This is a genomic window from Cutibacterium sp. LaCa_89 (genome assembly GCF_058177555.1).
This window is the reverse complement of sequence record NZ_CP190889.1, coordinates 946199-965703: the sequence shown is the minus strand read 5'-3', so window position 1 is coordinate 965703 and position 19505 is coordinate 946199. Positions and strand designations below refer to the sequence as shown.

Genomic DNA, 19505 nt, shown 5'->3' with positions numbered 1-19505 from the left:
GAGAATCCGTTCAATCGTCGCCTCAAAACCCTGGCCAGCGGCCCTACAGTGGATTCATGATCGACAGTGTCCTCGACATCACCGCCGATGCCCTCGAAGAAGCCGGGGCCCACCCCCATCGACTCATCGTCCGTCAGCACGGCCAGGTCGTCGGGCGGCGTCGCTGGGCACCCTGGAGCCCCGACGTACCCGGCCTCGTCTATTCCTGCTCGAAGACCTTCACCTCTGCTGCCGTCGGCATCGCAGTGGACCGTGGCGCCTTCGGGTACGACGACACCCTGGCCGACCTGTTGCCCACCTCCTGCACCGGTGAGACCGGCCCGGTGGCCAGATCCATCAGGGTCCGTGACGTCCTGGCGATGGCGAGTGGCCACTCCCCCGAACAACTCGCCGAGCCTCCCCTGGGCGTACTGCGAATTCCCAGCACCGAGACCGCTCAGCTGTGGTTGGCGACCGAACCTGCCGGACGTCCCGGGGCCGACTTCGCCTACAACAACCTCGGCACCTGGCTGCTCTCTCGGATCGTGCGTCAACACACCGGGGCGGATGTCGACGCCATCATCACCCGAGAGGTACTGGAACCGCTGGGCTGTGGGCCACACAGCTGGGCCGGCGACATGGATGGCATTCCGTTGGGGTTCAGTGGCCTGCACATCGACGCCGAGGACATGGGTCGGTTCGCCCAGCTCCTCCTCGACGACGGCATCCATGACGGCAAGCGTCTGCTCCCCCGGGAATGGATCGAGCAGCACCGCGTCAAGCACGTCGAATCCGATGGCCTCACCGGCCCCGAGTGGGGACTGGGTTATGGCTGGCAGACCTGGATCTCGAGCCACGGCTACCGTCTTGACGGCGCCTTCGGCCAGTTCGCCCTCGTCATCCCCGAGGTCGACGCCGTCGTCGTCATGACCAATGAGGTCGGCGAGGGCCCCGGGGACAAACAGGCGATTCTGCAGATCGTCTGGGATCATCTCGTTCCGGCACTGGTGGAGGGGATCGATCCCGAACCCGAGGAAGTTGTCCGCACCCTGCCCACGGTCTCCGGGAAGTTCGACCCGGCGCGCTCGGTGCAGGGAATCGTCGATGGTTCTCACATTGTCGTGTCCCCTCGCGGTGACGGTGACGGCTGGGCGATGTCCTGGCACTGCACCCAACCCCAGTTCGGCATCTTCGACGCCGCTCTCGACCTCGTCGTCGGTCATGACGAGTGGCTGACGTGTCACTGCCGTGTCGGTGAGGGTTCCATCGACATCGCGGCAAGCGGTGGTTGGCAGGGCGAGACCTTCATCGCGAAACTTGACGTCATCTCCAGTCCCCACGGCCTGACTGTGCGGATGTCGCCGGGTTCCACGACGATCCAGTGGGATTGTGTCCCCCTCAATCCCCGCGGTCTGTTTGGTTTGGTCCACCCGGAGCCGCATCGATGAGCCCGCCCCACATCGAGATCGAGAGGGTCAAGCAGCCGGAGCAGACGGCACCGGATCCGTCCGGACTCGGGAAGGGGCCGATCTGACCGAGTGTGCCGCCCTTGCTGACGTCCATGATCTCGCTGCCATCGGCGGCGGACCAGGTGCGATGGATTCGCTCAGACGACACCCATCGCGATGACGGCGTCCGCCACCTTGGTGAATCCGGCGATGTTGGCACCCATGACGTAGTCGCCTGGGTGGCCATAGGCGTCAGCGGTCTCGATGCAGCGATCATGGATGTCAGCCATGATCTGCTGCAGGCGGGCCTCTGTGGCGTCGAAGTCCCAGGAGTCGCGCGCGGCATTTTGCTGCATCTCCAGGGCCGAGGTGGCCACGCCACCAGCGTTGGAGGCCTTGCCGGGAGCGAAGAGGACACCGGCATCATGGAAGGCGTGCACAGCCTCGGGGGTACATGGCATGTTGGCACCTTCGGCCACGGCAACCACACCATTCCGGATGAGCGTGGCGGCCGCCTGGCCATTGAGCTCGTTCTGGGTCGCGCAAGGCAGGGCGACGTCAGCCGTGGTGTCCCAGATCGAGCCGTCGGTGTGGAAGGTGGCCGAGTCGCGGCGAGCGGCGTACTCGCTGATGCGTGCCCGCTCGATCTCCTTGACCTGCTTGAGCAGGGCGACGTCGATCCCCTTCTCGTCCACGACGTACCCGTTGGAGTCCGAGCACGCGACGACCGTCGCACCGAGGTCCTGGGCCTTCTCGATGGCGTAAATGGCGACGTTGCCCGACCCGGAGACGGTGACTCGCAGGCCGTCCAAGGACCTTCCATTGGTCGCCAGCATGCGCTGGACGAAGAAGACCGCGCCGTAGCCGGTGGCCTCGGTGCGCACCAGGGAACCACCCCAGGTGAGTCCCTTTCCGGTGAGAACCCCGGACTCGTGACGGTTGGTGATCCGCTTGTACTGGCCGAAGAGGAAACCAATCTCACGGCCACCGACGCCGATGTCACCGGCAGGGACGTCGGTGTGCTCACCGAGATGGCGGTAGAGCTCGGTCATGAACGACTGGCAAAACCTCATGACCTCACCTTCGGAGGCGTCGTGCGGATCGAAGTCCGAGCCGCCCTTGGCACCACCGATCGGCATGCCGGTCAGCGCATTCTTGAAGACCTGCTCGAAACCGAGGAACTTGATGGTTCCCAGGTACACCGAGGGGTGGAATCGCAGTCCGCCCTTGTACGGCCCCAGTACCGACGAGTACTCGACACGGAAACCACGGTTGATGCGCACCTTGCCCTTGTCATCGACCCACGGGACCCGGAAGATGATCTGACGCTCCGGTTCGCAGATACGCGACAGCACTGCTGCCTCGACGTACTGCGGGTTCTTCTCGAGCACCGGGCCAAGGGACTCGAAGATCTCCCGCACGGCCTGATGGAACTCGGCCTCCCCCGAATTGCGCTTCAGCACCGCCTCGTAGGCGTCCTCGAGCTGGCTATCCATCCAGCGACCTCCTTCATGTGCAGACATCCTCCGGATGATTTTCGCACCACATCGCCCCGAGCCATCCCCCTGGCTCACCCAATGGACTAGTTGCCCAAACCTTCCGAGCGCCCCACAGCAGCCAACTGACCACATGCGCCATCAATTTCGGAGCCTCGGGTGTCGCGCACCGTGACCGGAATCTTCCAGCGCTCCAGGATCTCGACAAAGGCATCCTGATCCTCCGGGCGTGACGCCGTCCAGCGCGAACCCGGGGTCGGGTTGAGCGGGATGAGGTTGACGTGAGCCCAGGTCCAGTCGCCACGACGACGAATCTGGCGAGCCAGCACGGCGGCCCGGTCAGCCTGGTCGTTGATGTCCTTCATGAGGGCGTACTCGATCGAGACCCGACGCTTGGTCTTCTCCGCGTACTGCCAGGCGGCATCGAGGAGCTCGTCGACCTTCCAACGACGGTTGACCGGGATGAGTTCATCACGCAACTCATCGTCGGGGGCATGCAGGGAGACGGCCAGGGTGACGGGGATCCCCTCCTCGGTCAGCGCCTTGATACGCGGCACGAGACCAACGGTAGAGACCGTCAGGGCCCGGGCACTCATGCCAACCCCGTCGGGCCCCCCAGCGGTCAAGGTGCGAATCGCAGTGAGCACCGAACGGTAATTGGCCATCGGCTCGCCCATGCCCATGAAAACGATGTTGTGAACTCGGCCACTGGCCCCGGGAACCTCTCCAGCCTCGATGAGACGGTTGGCCGCCAGCACCTGGCTCACGATCTCAGCGGTGGACATGTTGCGCTGGATACCGCCCTGCCCGGTCGCGCAGAACGGGCAGGCCATGCCGCAGCCGGCCTGGGAGGAGATGCACAAGGTGGTGCGAGCCGCAGAATGATGGGTGGCTGGGTAATGCATGAGAACCGACTCCACCAGCGCCCCGCCATGTAGCCGCCACAGAGTCTTCACGGTCATGCCACGGTCGCAGGACTGCCGGGAGACCTGGGTCAACAGGGTCGGGAACCATGCGTCGGCGACTTCCTGACGGGCTGACTTGGGCAGGTCAGTCCACTCGGTGGGGTCAACCTCCCAACGGTCAAAGACGTGGGTGGAAATCTGGCGTGCGCGGAAGGCCGGCAGACCGAGATCCTTGACTGCCTGCACCCTCTCCTCGACGCTCAGATCGATCCAGTGGCGGGGGGGCTTGGTGCGCTTCGGGGTACGCACCACAACCGGAATCTCCTTCTCGGCCAGCGGTGTGGTGGGCAGCACCAGTCCCGACGGAGACAGGCTCGGACGCTCAGGTTCAGGGTCGGTCACGACATTCCTCTCAGAATTGAGGTCAGCCACCATGGATCCGTTCACGGTGGCTGCGAGGTTCCCCGGCGCGATCAGATGACAGGCACAAGCTCGGTCACAGCACCAGGGACATGACGAGCCATGCGAAGGGTGCTGAGAACAGCACCGAGTCCAGCCGGTCCATCACTCCGCCGTGGCCGGGCAGAAAGTTCGACATGTCCTTGATACCGGCATCGCGCTTGATCATTGACTCGACGAGATCTCCCGCAGTCCCAGTGAACGCGAGAACCACGCCGAGGAGCAAACCGGCCCAGGCCGGGGCTGAGAGCAGGCCGCCCAGACAGGCCCATCCGACGAGGGCCGCCGTGATGACGGATCCGGCGAATCCCTCCCAGCTCTTCTTGGGGCTGATCATCGGAGCCATCTTGTGCTTGCCGAAAAGCACCCCGATGGCATAGCCGCCAGTGTCGGAGGCGACGACGCTGAGGATCCAGGTGGCGATGCGACGACTGCCTCCGTCGTCTCCCATCATGAGTGGAACGAAGCAGCCCAGCAGAGGCAGGTAGGCGATAGTGAACAGACTCGCCGCGACATCCTCGACGAATCCGTCGGAACCGCGCGGCAGACGCCATGCCATCGCCGCGACCGTCGTCGCCCCGAGGGTGGCAACGAGGAAAGTGTTGGGCAGGATGTGGAGGTCCATCGTCGAGGCCGCGTAGGCCCCGATGACCATCACCACGGTGCCGACACAGATCGGCACAACTGCAGAATCCATGCCCAGTCGAGCCATCGCTCGATGAAGCTCGATGGCTCCGGCCACCAGAGCAAGGGCCATCAGCAGGACGAACCCCCAGTGCCACCACCCGACGGTGCCGATGACGGCCCCGCACAGCACCACACCCGTGGTGATGGCAGCAGGAAGATCACGGCCGGCACGTGGGGTACGTGTGGCCGTGGCTTTCTGCTGCGAGTTGTCCATCCCGAATCCGATCAGATCTCGAGGAGCTCGCTCTCCTTGGACTTCAGGAGTTCGTCGATCTGTTCGACGTACTTGCGCGTGACCTGATCGAGCTCCTTCTCCAGACGAGTCATCTCGTCCTCGGAGATCTCCTTGTCCTTCTCCTGCTTCTTGACGATGTCGTTGCTTGCGCGACGGACGTTGCGGACGGCGATACGGCCTTCCTCAGCCTTCCCCTTGGCCATCTTGATGTACTCCTTGCGGCGTTCCTCGGTGAGGGCCGGCAGGACACAACGCACGACGTTGCCGTCATTGGAGGGGTTAACGCCCAGATCCGAGTCGCGGACGGCCTTCTCGACCTCGTTGACGCAGCTCTTGTCGAACGGGGCGATGAGGACGGTGCGAGCCTCCGGAACCTGGAAGCTGGCGAGCTGCTGCAGGGGGGTGGGGGCGCCGTAGTAATCGACCATGATCTTGTTGAACATGGCGGGATTGGCACGTCCGGTTCGAATGGCCGCGAACTCCTCGCGGGCATGGTCGATCGCTGACCCCATCTTCTTCTCGGCGTCCTTGATGATGTCGCTCACTGTGTAGTCCTTCCTTGGTGTGTCTTCGATGGTTCAGCGATGGACGGTGGTGCCGATCTCCTCACCATTGATGACACGGGCGATGTTGCCCGGGGTCTCGAGGTTGAAGAAGACCATCGTCAGATCGTTGTCCCTGGCCATGGCGACGGCGGTGGCGTCGGCGACCTTGAGGTCACGTGACAGGAACTCGTCGTAGGTCAGTTCATCGAACTTGTGGGCGTTCGGGTTAGTCTTGGGATCGCTGTCGTAGACGCCGTCCACTCCCTGTTTGCCCATGAGTAGGGCATCCGCGCCGATCTCGAGGGCTCGCTGCGCGGCAACGGTGTCGGTCGAGAAGTACGGCATCCCGGACCCAGCGCCGAAGATGACAACTCGTCCCTTCTCCATGTGACGCTCGGCCTTGCGGGGAATGTACGGTTCGGCGACCTGGCCCATGGTGATGGCGGTCTGGACGCGGGTGTCGACTCCAGCCTTCTCACAGAAATCCTGAAGGGCGAGGCAGTTCATGACAGTGCCGAGCATGCCCATGTAATCGGCGCGATCACGCTGCATGCCGCGTTGCTGAAGCTCAGCTCCACGGAAGAAGTTCCCACCTCCGACGACGACGGCCACCTGGACGCCGCTGTTGGCGATATCGGCGATCTCGCGGGCCTTGGCGGCCACGACATCGGCGTCGACACCGATTCCTCCCCCTCCGAAAACCTCTCCGGACAATTTGAGAAGAACTCGGTTGTAGCGCTCTGGCATCATCTCTCCTGGTCGGCGGACATTGACGCGGGATGCGTCACTTCAGCTTAGCCCGAGGATGGCTACCGCCGCAGTTCACCGTGGTCTCGACCGGCATTCACTGCCGGGGGATCCCGTCATGGGTGGCCCGGGATCTCTGAACTCCAGCGAACCCTCGAGTCTGGGAACGACGAACGGCCCCACCACGTGGTGGGGCCGTTCGTGTCAGTCATCCCCGGTTCGTGCCGGGAAGGAATCACTCTCCAGCGGAGAAGCGCACGAAGCGCTTGATGGTGACGTCAGCGGCCTCAAGGGTCTGGGCGACGGACTTCTTGTCGTCGGAGATGGCCGGCTGGTCGAGCAGGCAGTTCTCCTTGTAGAAGCCGCTGAGACGACCTTCGACGATGCGGTCGATGATCTTCTCGGGCTTGCCCTCCTCGCGGGCGATGTCGCCGGCGACAGTGCGCTCGTGCTCGACGACGTCGGCGGGGACCTCGTCACGGGACAGCCAGCGCGGGTTCATGGCGGCGATCTGCAGGCAGACGCCGTGCACGGCCTCCTTGTCGCCACCCTCGTACTCGACCATCACGCCGACCTGCGGGGGCAGGTCCTGGGAACGACGGTGAAGGTAGACGTGAGCGTTGCCGTCGACGTGGGCGGCGTTGGCGAGCTCGATCTTCTCACCGATCTTGGCGGCGAGCTCAGCGAGCTTGTCGGCGACGGTGGTGCCGTCGGCCAGGGTGGCGGCGTTGGCGGCGTCCTTGGAGTCGGCTCCAGCCTTATCGACGGCCTCGGCAATCTCCTTGGCAGTGGCGATGAACTCCTCGTTCTTGGCGACGAAGTCGGTCTCGGAACCGATGTGCACCAGGGAAGTACCGGCAGCGGCGACCAGGCCGTTGCTGGCCTCGCGGTCGGAACGCTTGGCGGCCTTGGCAGCGCCGGAGACGCGCAGAATGTCAACGGCCTTGTCGAAGTCGCCGTCGGCCTCCGTGAGTGCCTTCTTGGCGTCCATCATGCCGGCGCCGGTGGCGTCGCGCAGCTTCTTGACCTCAGCAGCAGTGATAGCCATGGGTAATCTCAGTCCTGTCTAGACGTGGGCGAACTTCAGTTGGACTTCTCGGCCTCGTCGGCCTTGGGGGCGTCGGCCTTCGGCTCCTCGGCCTCGGTCTTGTTCTCAGCCTTGGCGTCTCCACCCTGGAGGAGCTCACGCTCCCAGTCAGGCATGGGCTCAGCCTCGGCAGCCTGGTCACCGGACTTGGCGGAGGAGCGAGCCATGAGGCCCTCGGCGACGGCGTCGGCGATGATGCGGGTCAGCAGGGACACCGAACGGATGGCGTCGTCATTGCCCGGGATCGGGTAGTCGACCTCGTCCGGGTCGCAGTTCGTGTCGAGGATGGCGACAACCGGGATCTTGAGCTTGCGAGCCTCGTCAATGGCGAGGTGCTCCTTCTTGGTGTCGACAACCCAGATGGCCTGAGGAGTCTTCGGCATGTCGCGGATGCCACCGAGGTCCTTGGCCAGCTTGTCCTTCTCACGGGAGAGCATGAGCAGCTCCTTCTTCGTGAGACCGGAGCCAGAGACCTTGTCGAAGTCCATGGCCTCGAGCTCCTTGAGTCGGGCGATGCGCTTCGAGATGGTCTGGAAGTTGGTGAGCATTCCGCCGAGCCAACGCTGGTTGACGTAGGGCATGCCAACGCGGCTGGCCTGCTCGACGATGGACTCCTGAGCCTGCTTCTTGGTGCCGACGAAGAGAATCTGGCCCCCCTTGGCGACAGTCTCCTTGACGAAGGCGTAAGCCTTGTCGATGTAGGTCAGCGACTGGTGCAGGTCGATGATGTAGATGCCGTTGCGCTCGGTGAAGATGAAACGCTTCATCTTCGGGTTCCAGCGACGGGTCTGGTGTCCGAAGTGAACGCCGCTCTCGAGGAGCTGGCGAGTGGTGACGACGGCCATGACCGTGTCCTTCCTCATCAGGGCACACCACGGGTGTGCCAAACGGTTGTGCGGCGACGCGGGATTGCGTCACCTCCTGATGCATCACCGTTCGCCCGCCTGCCGTGGCAGGACCGTGGGCGTCCGGTGTCGATGACGTCGATGCATGCGAAGTCAGCCCGAAAGAGTCCGGACTGCGTGTCTAGTTTATGACGCTGATCGAAGATTGGGCCAATTCATGACAGCGGACTGTGTGCAACCAATGGTGTTGGGCGACGACACCGCCAACGCCGTCATCCAACACCGCCATCACCCTGCCGCTACGCGGACAGCAGGGCGCCCGCCGTCAGAAGCCGGTGTGGGGCATCATGCTGGGGCGTTCCTTCCGCATGGTTTCATGCCACTGCGAATGTGATGTCACGACCGGCGAGCGACCCATACCTGTTGTGTTTGTGTCTGGAATGCGCGGGGCAGTAACGATTGGAGTATTCGACGTCTCACCAGACGCGCCTGTTGGCTTAGGTGCCGTAGACGACGTAGATGGGGCGGCAACGGTCTCCACGACGACCTCCTCGCTAGCACTATTTCCGTACACATCGGTCGCCTCGACGACAATTCTCTGTGTTCCAGTAGCTGTCGGGCTGCCCGATAACGTCCCACTGAGAGGCGTCAGTCCATCACCGGACATGTCACTACGCCACAACAGTCCATCGGGTAAAGACCCACGGGTCCGCCAAGACAACGGCGCTGCTACGCTTACCGTCATGGTGACCGGGTCAATCTCATGCCCCGCCGTGACTTTCTGGGTGCCCTTGCCCCTGACTGTGAACGATGGCTTGATGGTCGGTATCACTAGACCGTAACCCTTGATCATGAACCTCTGAACTGTTGTGTTCCCGGCATAATCGGTGACAGTCGTCACGAGAGTTCCGTCGGCTGCTGGAAAACGGTGAAAAGCTGTCGGATCGTCAGTGGTAGGACTGGCACCCCAGCCTCCGCGCACCGAACCTCCACGACGAATCTTGGTGATCAGCGAGGACGTACCGTCCATTCCCTGCCATGCCACGTCAAGCTGGTACCAGTCGGGCGAGGTGAGATTGCGCATGTGAAACCCGGAATGATCCTCGTCAATGACGATGTCGTTGAGGGTCACCGGGGCAGCCCACGAATCGTGGGTCCGCCCCCTATACGACAGCCCTTGGTCTTTATCCGAGCTAATCGTCAGGTCGTAGGGATATCCCTCGCGCACAGGCACCGGCACCGTGGCTGACCCCGTGGAGCAGGGAACTGTCAGGCCATATGGCTGATTGTCAATCTCGCCAGGGGCGATATCAACGAGGCTGACGTGGATACGGCATGTCCCGGCAAGGCCCTTCGGGTCCCACGACACATCGAGATTGCCCGGAGTGGCCGCCTCCGTGAGCAGTTTCGAGGCCGTGGGAGATTCAGCCACCTTGATACGACGCGGCTGGGTCGAGTAATCAAAGACGGCCGTCGTAGGCTTCGAGACCTGACCGTCGTGACCGACAGCACGCACCGCAAAAGTCACCCTTCCCCTAGCGTCGGGAACTTTCTTGACATAGGCCAGATCGGTATATCCCGATGTCAGGTGGACAGTCTTGCCATCGGATCCAGTAGCGTCCACCACATACTCGGACACGTCCTCGAAGGGTGCGGTCTGCCACGACAAGACGGCCTGCCCATCGTCGTACACCTTGTCTAGTTTTACCCGGCTGGGAGCCTCGGGCGCCTTGGCACCGTCACGTACCGATATCGAGCCGATGTTCATCTGGTAGTGAGACGACGGGTCAAACTGAAGACCGATGGTGGTGATAGTTCGCCCTGCGAACCGCCCGAGGTCAAGGGTGGAGGTAGTCCACTGTCCACGGGCAGCACTCTGAGGCACCGCGAGGTTGATGACCTGCCCGGGGTGATCAGCGAAGACGAGGGCAACCTTCATGGCCCCTCCACTCGCCGAACTCTTGCGGAAAGTGAGTGGCATCGTAGTGTTGCCGCCCACCGCCAGCCGAGTTTTGAACAGCTTCAATGTCGTTTGCCGACTCATGTCACCGTGGATGACGAGGGATGAGCCCCCTCTCCATCCCCCGATTTGTTGGTAGGGGGTCTTCATCGAGACGCCGTCGACGCTTCTACGCTGTTCGGTCGGGCCGTAGTCGAAATCGACCGATGGTCGGGAACCTTTGGTGTCAATCCACCACTGCCAACTCGGCAGGATGGACTGGGCATCCATGTTGGTCCATGAACGCGAGTTGGAGACCTCGCCATCGTGGTACCACTGCATGCCGTGACCGGTATTGAAATCAGTGTGGAAGCGTGACCCCGAAATGACCGACCTGGCCGGAGTGAAGTCGGCCACCCCAACCCATGATGAGGAGTCCTTGACGCCAACCTCAGGCCGGGAATGCCCTGGGTGTGACCCGGTATCCTGCGGGTTAGATGCAACTCCCGAAAAGTACATCCTTTCACGTTCAGAAACCATCCATTGATAGGAATCCTGCTGGAACAGCGGAATGGACTTACTGACATTCTTGGGTTTAACATCGTCCGCCAGCCCCCGCTGGTACATATCGCTCGGGGTAAAAAGGGCAACCGATGCCTTCGGACTGTGATCCTCAACAGATTTGTAGAGACTCGGAAGCCGGGAGGCCGACGAGTGTTTCCCGTCGAACCGAGCCTGATTAGCTTCGACTCCGAAGAAGAGTGATTTGTGCGGATCATATCCGCTGGCCCTGGCAGCGACAACCGACTGGTCCTGAGAGCCTGGCCACGTGTAGTTTAGGAACACTGAATCCATGATCTTGCCATGATCAAGCAAGTTGGATTTCGATGTCGAGAAGCTACCCGAAGAATTCGTGTACCACTGTGTGTAGAGACCTTTGGACGTCAGGTAGCTCATGAAAGGCTTGAATCGAGGATCTCGAAGGTTACCCTCTTCCTCATTAAGGAAGTACCCATCGAAACCGAAGTAACGTGCCATTTCAACCAGCTTCTCGGCAATAATGTATCCTTCAGAATTCGGATCTTTATCAAAGGCCTCAGCAAACGGGCTCTTCACAGATCGAGGTGTAGTTCGGTTGTGGCACCCGGTTGGTGACAGGGATCGAGGTCCCCTGATGATGGAAGTTCTCACGCTCGCCATCCAGAAGACCTCGACATGGACCACGCTACCTTCACCACGCCCGATCTGACCACGTTCTGCCGCCTCGACGACCACGGCCTGGCCGTGACCGGGCAACACATCACCCCTGCCAAGGCGGTGCTAGCCTGCCGGCCGGTCCAGCCGGATGACTGGTGTCATCGTTGCGGCTGCCACGGAACACCACGTGACAGCGTCGTCCGTGAACTTGCGCATGTCCCGTTCGGGTGGCGCCCCACCACCCTCCACGTTCGCCTGCGCCGCTACCAATGCACCGTATGCGGCCACGTGTGGCGGCAGAACATCACCGGCGCGGCGCAGCCGCGCTCCTGCTTGTCGAACGGCGCGTTGCGGTGGGCGCTGGAAGCGCTGGTGGTCAACCACCTGTCCATGACCCGCATCGCGGCCGCACTGGGAGTCGCGTGGAACACCGCCAATGATGCTGTCCTGGCTGAAGGCCAACGACTCCTCATCGACAAGCCCGGCCGACTCGACAAGGTGACGGTCGTCGGTGTTGATGAGCACGTGTGGCGTCATACCCGACGCGGGGACAAGTACGTCACCGTGGTCATCGACCTGACCCCGGTCAGCACGGGCACCGGGCCGTCGAGACTGTTGGCGATGGTCGAGGGCCGATCCAAGCAGGCCTTCAAGACCTGGCTCGCGGAACAACCCCAGACCTGGCGAGACGGAGTGAAGATCGTGGCGATGGACGGTTTCACCGGCTTCAAGACCGCCGCCACGGAAGAGGTCCCCACGGCGGTGACGGTAATGGATCCGTTCCACGTGATTCGGCTGGCGGGCGACGCCCTCGACACCTGCCGACGTCGCGTCCAGATCTCACTGCACGGCAGTCGGGGTCGCAAGCACCATCCGCTCTACCAAGCCAGGAGAACGCTCCACACCGGCGCCGACCTGTTGACCGACAAGCAACAGCGCCGCCTGAATGCCCTGTTCGCTGATGACCGACACATTGAGGTCGAGGCCACCTGGGGTGTCTACCAGCGCATGATCTCGGCCTACCGCACCAAGGCCAGAGCTGAGGGCAAGAAGGTCATGACCCGGCTGATCGACTCGATCGGCACCGCTGTTCCCAGCAGCCTGGTCGAGGTCTGCAAGCTCGGCCGCACCCTGGCCAAGCGCCGGGGCGACATCCTGGCGTTCTTCGACCACCAAGGTTCCAGCAACGGACCCACCGAAGCGATCAACGGCCGCCTCGAACACCTACGCGGCACCGCCCTAGGCTTCCGCAACCTCACCCACTACATCGCCAGATCACTGCTCGAGGCCGGCGGGTTCAGACCAGATCTACACCCTGGATTGTGAAGAGCCGGCAATGTCACCTCGACGATGCTTCGTCCGCGGACAGATTCAGTCAGGAAATCCGTGGTCTCGACGCACTGGTAGCGGGCCCCGACGGTCTTCGCCAGCCCTGCCAGATCGAGCTCCTGCGGGGTGAGGAAGAACCTCTCCAACACCGGACGAGGAGCAGCGGCGTGCTCCAGACCGGTGAAGATCGCTCCCCCGGCGTCATTGAGGACGACGACCTGGACGTCGATGTCCCGTTCCGCAGCTCCCCTGAGGAGGGCGGTCGCGTCGTGGGCGGCAGTAAGGTCCCCGACGACGACTCGCACCGGCATTCCCAGCCCCAGGTGCAGGCCGACACCTGTCGAAGCGGTGCCGTCAATCCCAGCCAGTCCTCGGTTGGCGATGGCCACCGGTCCCCGCTGCTCGGGAACGGCGCAGCGATCGAAGGAGCGGATGACGGCGGAAGCGCCGAGCACGAGAAGTGGCCCGACCTCGCGGCAGGCGTCGGCCCAGATGGCCGCGCAGATCTCGTCCTTGCGAGTGGCGGCTACCGGATGGTCGGCGCGTTTCCACCGAGCGAGCCAGGCCTCGTCCCGACTGGCGGTGCGCACCGTGATGGGACCTGGGACGACCCGGGCACCACCGGCGACGTCGGTCCAGCGAGAACCGTCGGCGACGACGGTGACGGGCTGGTTCGCCAAGAGTCGTGTAACGGGTCGTGACAAGGTGGGATGTCCGAGGACGAGGACGGCCTCGACCTCGTCGGCCAGATTGGTACCGAGCACTCCTTGGTAGTCGGTGAGGGCGTTCTCCCCCACTCGCGCCCCGGAACTCGGCTCGGCCAGCAGTGGCCAGCATCCTTCCTCGGCCAGGGCGACGGCGTCACGTCCGGCACCGTCACCGGCGACGACGACGGTGTGAGGAGGCATGAAGACCGGGGTCGACGGCCGGACGATCCTGTCCACGACTCGGGGCTTGGGGGGCACCGGATGCCACGGCTCGTCGGGGACGAGCGGGTCACGGAATCCGACGTTGAGATGGACCGGCCCGGGGTCCGAGGACAGCGCCCCACTGGCAGCCGTCACGGCACGCAGCACGAGCCCGTCGAGACGGTCGTCAGCGGGGAAGCCGGCGGGAATGGCGCCGAAGAACCTCGGTGCCGTTCCGTAAATCCCTTCCTGGGTGGTGGTCTGGTTGGCGCCGGTCTGCCACATCTCGTGGGGACGATCGGCAGAGCACACGATGAGCGGAACTCCGCTGGCGTCGGCCTCCAACACCGCGGGATGCAGGTTGGCCACCGCTGTCCCCGAGGTCGTCACGACCACGGCCGGGCGCCACAAACCCTCCATCATCGAGCCTCGTGAGAGCCCCAGGGCGACGAATCCGGCCGACCGTTCGTCGAGACGCACGTGGACGTGCAGCCATCCAGCAGCCTCAGCATCCGCCAAGGCATATCCGATGGGGGCGTCGCGGGATCCAGGACAGTAGACGACATGTTCGACCCCGGCTCCGACAAGGGCACTCACCAATCGGCGAGCTACTGCAGTGGAGGGGTTCACGGTCATCTCCGTTCCAAGTCGGCCAGGGCGGCCACGGTGAGATCCAGACGCTCGGTCCATCTCGGACACAGGTCGTCGTCGGGATCGTCGGCCTCGACGTCGACCACGCCTCGCTGCGGAGTCAGGTAGCCGTCAACGGGCATCAGGGGTGAGCCACTGACGTCACCACGGAAGAGCCTCAGGGTTCCCAACCCGCAGGCATGGTCGAGCTCGGGCAGGGCGGCCGCCAGGTGGGTGGCCAGTCCGATGCCGATGCTGGTGTCCAGGGCCGAGGAGACGACGGCCGGCAACCCGGCGGCATCGATGACCTCGAGGGCGCGGACAACACCGGCCAACGGCTGAGCCTTGACGATGATGAGGTCGGCCGCACCAGCTCGTGCCACCGCAACCGGGTCGTCAGCGCGACGCACCGACTCGTCGGCCGCCACCGGAACATCGACCCGGCGTCTCACCTGGGCGAGATCCTCGATCTGGGGGCAAGGCTGCTCGACGTACTCCAGTCCCTCGGCTGCGGCGTTGAGTTCGGTGATGGCCCACACTGCCGTCTCGACGTCCCACGCAGCATTGGCGTCCACCCGGATCTGGCCGTCTGGCATGGCCTCACGCACCGCGGCGACCCGGCGGCAGTCCTCCCACAAGTCGCTGCGGGGATCGGCGACCTTGACCTTGGCGGTGGTGCAGGCCGATTCAGCTGCCATCGTCCGGGCGAGATCGGCGTCAACGACAGGGATGGTGACGTTAACGGGAATGCGGTCACGTCGGGCGGCCGGGACAGGTTGAGTGGCCCCCTCGATGCCCGCACGCAACCAGGACGCGGACTCGGCCGGGTCGTAGTCCCAGAACGGGGACCACTCTCCCCAGCCCTCCGGGCCGTGCAGCAGGGTTCCCTCGCGCACCTCGATGCCACGAAACCTCACCGTCAGCGGCACGGTGAAGGCGATCACCTGGTCGATGCCGCGATCAGCCAGCTGGGGCGGAACCTGCAGCCGACGGGCGTGCAGTCGGGAACTCACTTCTTCTCCGTCGACTCGCCGGTGCGCAGAGCGGCCACGAAGGCCTCCTGGGGCACCTCGACCGAGCCGACCACCTTCATCCGTTTCTTACCGGCCTTCTGCTTCTCGAGCAACTTGCGCTTTCGGGAGATGTCACCGCCGTAACACTTGGCCAACACGTCCTTGCGGACGGCACGGATGGTCTCTCGGGCGATGACGCGAGCGCCGATGGCAGCCTGGATCGGCACCTCGAACTGCTGGCGCGGGATGAGTTCCTTGAGCTTGGCCGCCATCGCGACGCCATAGGAATAGGACTTGTCGCGGTGGACGATGGAGCTGAGGGCATCGACCGGATCGCCATTGAGCAGGATGTCGACCTTGACGAGGTCAGCGGCCTGCTCACCCGCCTCGTGGTAATCCAGCGAGGCGTAGCCCTTCGTGCGGGACTTGAGCTGGTCGAAGAAGTCGAAGACGATCTCCGAGAGGGGTAGTCGGTACCGAATCTCCACGCGGTCCGAGGAGAGGTAGTCCAGTCCCTGCTGGACCCCACGACGCTGCTGGCACAGCTCGAGGATGGTGCCGATGTACTCAGCAGGACTGAGGATGGTGGCATCGACGATGGGCTCGTGCACCTCGGCGATACGCCCGGAGGTCGGGTACTCCGACGGGTTGGTGACGGTGACGGTCGACCCATCCTCCATGAGGACGTGATGCACCACCGAGGGCGCGGTGGAGATGAGATCGAGATCGAACTCGCGTTCCAGGCGCTCGCGCACGATCTCCATGTGCAGCAATCCCAGGAAGCCGACGCGGAAACCAAATCCCAGGGCGGTCGAGGTCTCGGGCTCGTAGACCAGGGCTGCGTCGTTGAGCTGCAGCTTGTCGAGGGCGTCGCGCAACTCCGGATAGTCCTTGGCATCGATTGGGAAGAGCCCCGAGTACACCATGGGCTTGGGATGCTGGTACCCGCCGAGATCCTTCTCGGAGGGCTTAGCGGCATTGGTGACGGTGTCGCCGACTCGGGACTGACGGACATCCTTAACGCCAGTGATGAGGTAACCGACCTCGCCGACGGACAGTCCGTCAGCTGGCACCATCTCCGGGGAGATGACGCCGATTTCGAGCACCTCGTGGGCTGCCCCGGTACTCATCATGAGGATCTTCTCGCGGTAACGCAAAGCGCCATCGACGACGCGAACATAGGTGACGACGCCGCGGTAGGTGTCGTAGACCGAGTCGAAGATGAGGGCACGAGCTGGAGCGTTGGCCACTCCTTCGGGAGCAGGCACCTTAGCGACGATGGTGTCGAGCAGGTCGTCTACCCCGTCACCGGTCTTCGCGGAGACCCGCAGCACCTCGGACTCATCACATCCAATGATTCCGGCGATCTCAGCGGCGTGACGATCCGGTTCGGCGCCCGGAAGGTCAATCTTGTTGAGAACTGGGATGATCTCCAGGTCGGCCTCCAGGGCCAGGTACAGGTTGGCCAGGGTCTGGGCCTCGATGCCCTGAGCCGCGTCGACGAGCAGAATCGCCCCCTCACAAGCCTGCAGGGACCGCGAGACCTCGTAGGAGAAGTCGACGTGCCCCGGGGTGTCGATCATGTTGAGAATGTGGGTGGCACCGTCGACCTCCCACGGCATCCGCACCGCCTGGGACTTGATGGTGATGCCGCGTTCCCGCTCGATGTCCATACGGTCCAGGTACTGAGCGCGAGCGCTGCGCTCGTCAAGGACACCGGTGATCTGCAACATCCGGTCGGCCAGGGTCGACTTGCCGTGATCAATGTGCGCGATGATGCAGAAGTTCCGAATGATGGCTGGATCTGTGCTGCCAGGCTGAGGCGCGGACATCTGCTCCCTCATGTCTCGACGATGGTGCCGGGGGTGCCCGGCTCAACTTCCAGTCTCTCACGCACCAGCGACACAGTGCTCAACCAGTGCTCACGGCCTGGTTCAACTCAGTACTCATCACGGCGCTCATCCCGTCGACCACACGTCAATCCCGACGGTCAGCTCCACACCCGATTAGGCTTGAATCATGGTCGCCGACGACAGCCTCCGACATGCGAGCCTCGATCCGTCCACCCAGCAATCCTTCGAACTGCGCTGGGAGCGTTATCTCCCCGATCTGTGGATCGGTCTCAGCAGGGTCTACGGCGATCGCGCCGACGAAACCTTGCAGAGAGTCCGGGACATTCTCGTGACCCGGATCGCCAAGCGCCCTGACGATCTCAAGCGTCTCGATGAGGCTCGGCTCCTTGAACCCGACTGGCTGCAGAAGCCGTCCATGATCGGATACGCCACCTACACCGACCGTTTTGCGGGCACCATCAAGGGCATCAACGATCATCTGGACCATCTGTCCGAGATGGGGGTGCGATATCTGCACCTCATGCCCTTGCTGCAACCACGACAAGGAGTCAATGACGGGGGCTACGCCGTCGCCGACCATCACACGATCCGTACTGATCTGGGTACGATGGACGATCTCGACGATCTGACGACCACGCTGAGGAGCCACGGCATGTCCCTGGTCGTGGACCTGGTCGTCAACCATGTGGCGGCCGAGCATGAGTGGGCTCAGCGAGCACGTGCTGGTCAGCAGAAATACCGTGACTACTTCCACGTCCTGAAGACTCAGGAGGAGGTCGATGCCTGGGAGAAGGATCTCCCGGAGGTCTTCCCCGACTTTGCGCGTGGCAATTTCACCTGGAACGACGACTGTCAGGGATGGGTCTGGACGACCTTCAACGAGTTCCAGTGGGACCTCAACTGGGCCAATCCCGACGTCTTCTGCGAGTTCCTCGACTTCATGTGCGAACTCGCCAACCGCGGAGTCGAGGTCTTCCGTCTGGACGCCATCGCCTTCATCTGGAAGAAGCTCGGCACCGGCTGCCAGAACCTCCCACAAGTCCACGACATCACCCAGTCACTGCGCCAGGCGATGCGAATCGTCGCTCCTGCCGTGGCCTTCAAGGCCGAGGCTGTCGTCGGCCCGAATGACCTCATCGGGTACCTGGGACGAGGTCGCCACTGGAGCAGGCTCTCGGACATGGCGTACCACAATAGCCTCATGGTGCAGCTGTGGAGCGCCCTGGCTGCCCGCGACGTCAGTCTCATGGAGACGGCCTTGAGCCGGGTCCCCGACAAGCCCTCGACGACAACCTGGGCCACCTATGCCCGGTGTCACGACGACATCGGATGGGCGATCGACGACGCTGACGCCCGCGACACCGGGCTGGACCCCGTCGCCCACCGTCAATTCCTCTCAGACTTCTACTCTGGGGATTTCCCCGGGTCCTTCGCCCGCGGCCTGGTCTTCCAGGACAACCCGGAGACCGGAGACCGTCGCATCAGCGGCTCCCTGGCGAGCCTCGCTGGATTGGAACGTGCCCTGGAGGCCGAGGACCCGGCCCTCATCGACGCCGCCATCGCCCGCATCGTCATGTTGCACACCGCGATCCTGGGGTACGGCGGCGTGCCGCTCATCTGGATGGGTGACGAGGTCGGAATGCTCAACGACGACTGGCAGCGCGACCCTGATCATACTGACGATAACCGATGGGTCCATCGTCCGGTGATGGACTGGTCGTTGGTGGAGCAGGCTCAGGCCGAGCCTCACAGCGTCCCTGGTCGAATCTGGCGCGGGGTGAGACGAGCCATCAATGCCCGTCGTCGCAGCCCCGAGTTCCATGCGTCGGTGGAGACGGTCGTACTGCCCTCACCCAGCCGCAAGGTCATCATGTGGGGCCGACCGCATCCAGAAGGCCGAATGATCGAGCTGTACAACGTCAGCGAGCAGGAAGTCTGGTTCCCCATGGAAACCCTCCGATCGGAACTCGACGACGTCGTCACCGAGCTGCTGAGCGGATTCGACTACGATCTCACCCCCATGAACCTGCGGCTTGCCCCATACGAGTGTCTCTGGTTGAGTGCCCGACCTGGATCCTGATGTGCCCACCACAATGCTCCGACTAGGGGTGAGACCACGAGGGTACCCGCTGATTTGGGGCGTACGGCGTCGATTTGGTAACATGACCTGTCGCGCCTGTTTGGCGCTTTCCACGTACACCGA

The 19505-nt window shown here is 63.3% G+C and carries 13 protein-coding genes and 1 pseudogene; 3 read left to right on the top strand and 11 right to left on the bottom strand.

All coding sequences use genetic code 11. The annotated features are described in order from the left end of the window. Window positions 1–56: 56 nt before the first annotated feature. On the top strand, window positions 57–1427 hold the full coding sequence (locus tag ACP8LP_RS04485; RefSeq protein WP_334353354.1) for a serine hydrolase domain-containing protein: 1371 nt from the start codon (window positions 57–59) through the stop codon (window positions 1425–1427). A 158-nt stretch (window positions 1428–1585) separates the two neighbouring features. On the opposite strand, the gene gdhA is transcribed toward ACP8LP_RS04485, so the two are convergent. From gdhA to ACP8LP_RS04445, 8 genes and pseudogenes are all read right to left on the bottom strand, one after another. Continuing rightward, complete coding sequence (gdhA, locus tag ACP8LP_RS04480) at window positions 1586–2923, bottom strand: NADP-specific glutamate dehydrogenase (RefSeq protein ID WP_016665745.1); 1338 nt, start codon at window positions 2921–2923, stop codon at window positions 1586–1588. Between the two features lie 86 nt (window positions 2924–3009). Next, window positions 3010–4263 carry a dual-specificity RNA methyltransferase RlmN gene (gene rlmN / locus ACP8LP_RS04475; protein ID WP_051128978.1) on the bottom strand — a complete coding sequence of 418 codons (1254 nt, stop codon included), beginning with the start codon at window positions 4261–4263 and terminating at the stop codon, window positions 3010–3012. A 61-nt stretch (window positions 4264–4324) separates the two neighbouring features. Continuing rightward, window positions 4325–5188, bottom strand: coding sequence for a phosphatidate cytidylyltransferase (locus ACP8LP_RS04470; RefSeq protein WP_063279302.1), 864 nt, complete (start codon window positions 5186–5188; stop codon window positions 4325–4327). A gap of 11 nt (window positions 5189–5199) precedes the next feature. Then, complete coding sequence (gene frr, locus ACP8LP_RS04465) at window positions 5200–5754, bottom strand: ribosome recycling factor (RefSeq protein ID WP_334353356.1); 555 nt, start codon at window positions 5752–5754, stop codon at window positions 5200–5202. A 33-nt stretch (window positions 5755–5787) separates the two neighbouring features. After that, on the bottom strand, window positions 5788–6504 hold the full coding sequence (gene pyrH, locus ACP8LP_RS04460; RefSeq protein WP_036975349.1) for a UMP kinase: 717 nt from the start codon (window positions 6502–6504) through the stop codon (window positions 5788–5790). A gap of 232 nt (window positions 6505–6736) precedes the next feature. After that, complete coding sequence (gene tsf, locus ACP8LP_RS04455; protein WP_063279299.1) at window positions 6737–7549, bottom strand: translation elongation factor Ts; 813 nt, start codon at window positions 7547–7549, stop codon at window positions 6737–6739. 35 nt (window positions 7550–7584) lie between these two features. Beyond that, complete coding sequence (gene rpsB, locus ACP8LP_RS04450; protein WP_016665751.1) at window positions 7585–8433, bottom strand: 30S ribosomal protein S2; 849 nt, start codon at window positions 8431–8433, stop codon at window positions 7585–7587. A 325-nt stretch (window positions 8434–8758) separates the two neighbouring features. Then, window positions 8759–11476, bottom strand: a pseudogene (locus ACP8LP_RS04445) (endo-beta-N-acetylglucosaminidase); the annotation flags it as partial. A 111-nt stretch (window positions 11477–11587) separates the two neighbouring features. Between ACP8LP_RS04445 and ACP8LP_RS04440 the strand changes: the two are divergent. Beyond that, complete coding sequence (locus ACP8LP_RS04440; protein ID WP_484483067.1) at window positions 11588–12895, top strand: ISL3 family transposase; 1308 nt, start codon at window positions 11588–11590, stop codon at window positions 12893–12895. Here ACP8LP_RS04440 and menD read toward each other — a convergent pair. From menD to lepA, 3 genes are read right to left on the bottom strand one after another with little or no spacing between them, the layout of a single operon-like run. Further along, a complete protein-coding gene (gene menD, locus ACP8LP_RS04435; protein ID WP_484483295.1) occupies window positions 12832–14442 on the bottom strand; it encodes a 2-succinyl-5-enolpyruvyl-6-hydroxy-3-cyclohexene-1-carboxylic-acid synthase in 1611 nt (536 codons plus the stop codon). The genes ACP8LP_RS04440 and menD overlap by 64 nt on opposite strands. Further along, complete coding sequence (locus ACP8LP_RS04430; protein ID WP_004811703.1) at window positions 14439–15449, bottom strand: o-succinylbenzoate synthase; 1011 nt, start codon at window positions 15447–15449, stop codon at window positions 14439–14441. The genes menD and ACP8LP_RS04430 overlap by 4 nt, the downstream gene beginning before the upstream one ends. Beyond that, the gene (gene lepA, locus ACP8LP_RS04425) at window positions 15446–17293 is read right to left on the bottom strand and encodes a translation elongation factor 4 (RefSeq protein ID WP_004811705.1); all 1848 of its coding nucleotides are present in this window, start codon (window positions 17291–17293) and stop codon (window positions 15446–15448) included. Before lepA ends, ACP8LP_RS04430 begins: the two co-directional genes overlap by 4 nt. Before the next feature lie 175 nt (window positions 17294–17468). Here lepA and ACP8LP_RS04420 point away from each other — a divergent pair, with 175 nt between their 5' ends. Then, window positions 17469–19382: an alpha-amylase family protein gene (locus ACP8LP_RS04420; protein WP_252908304.1), complete on the top strand. Its 1914-nt coding sequence runs from the start codon at window positions 17469–17471 to the stop codon at window positions 19380–19382. Window positions 19383–19505: the final 123 nt, after the last annotated feature.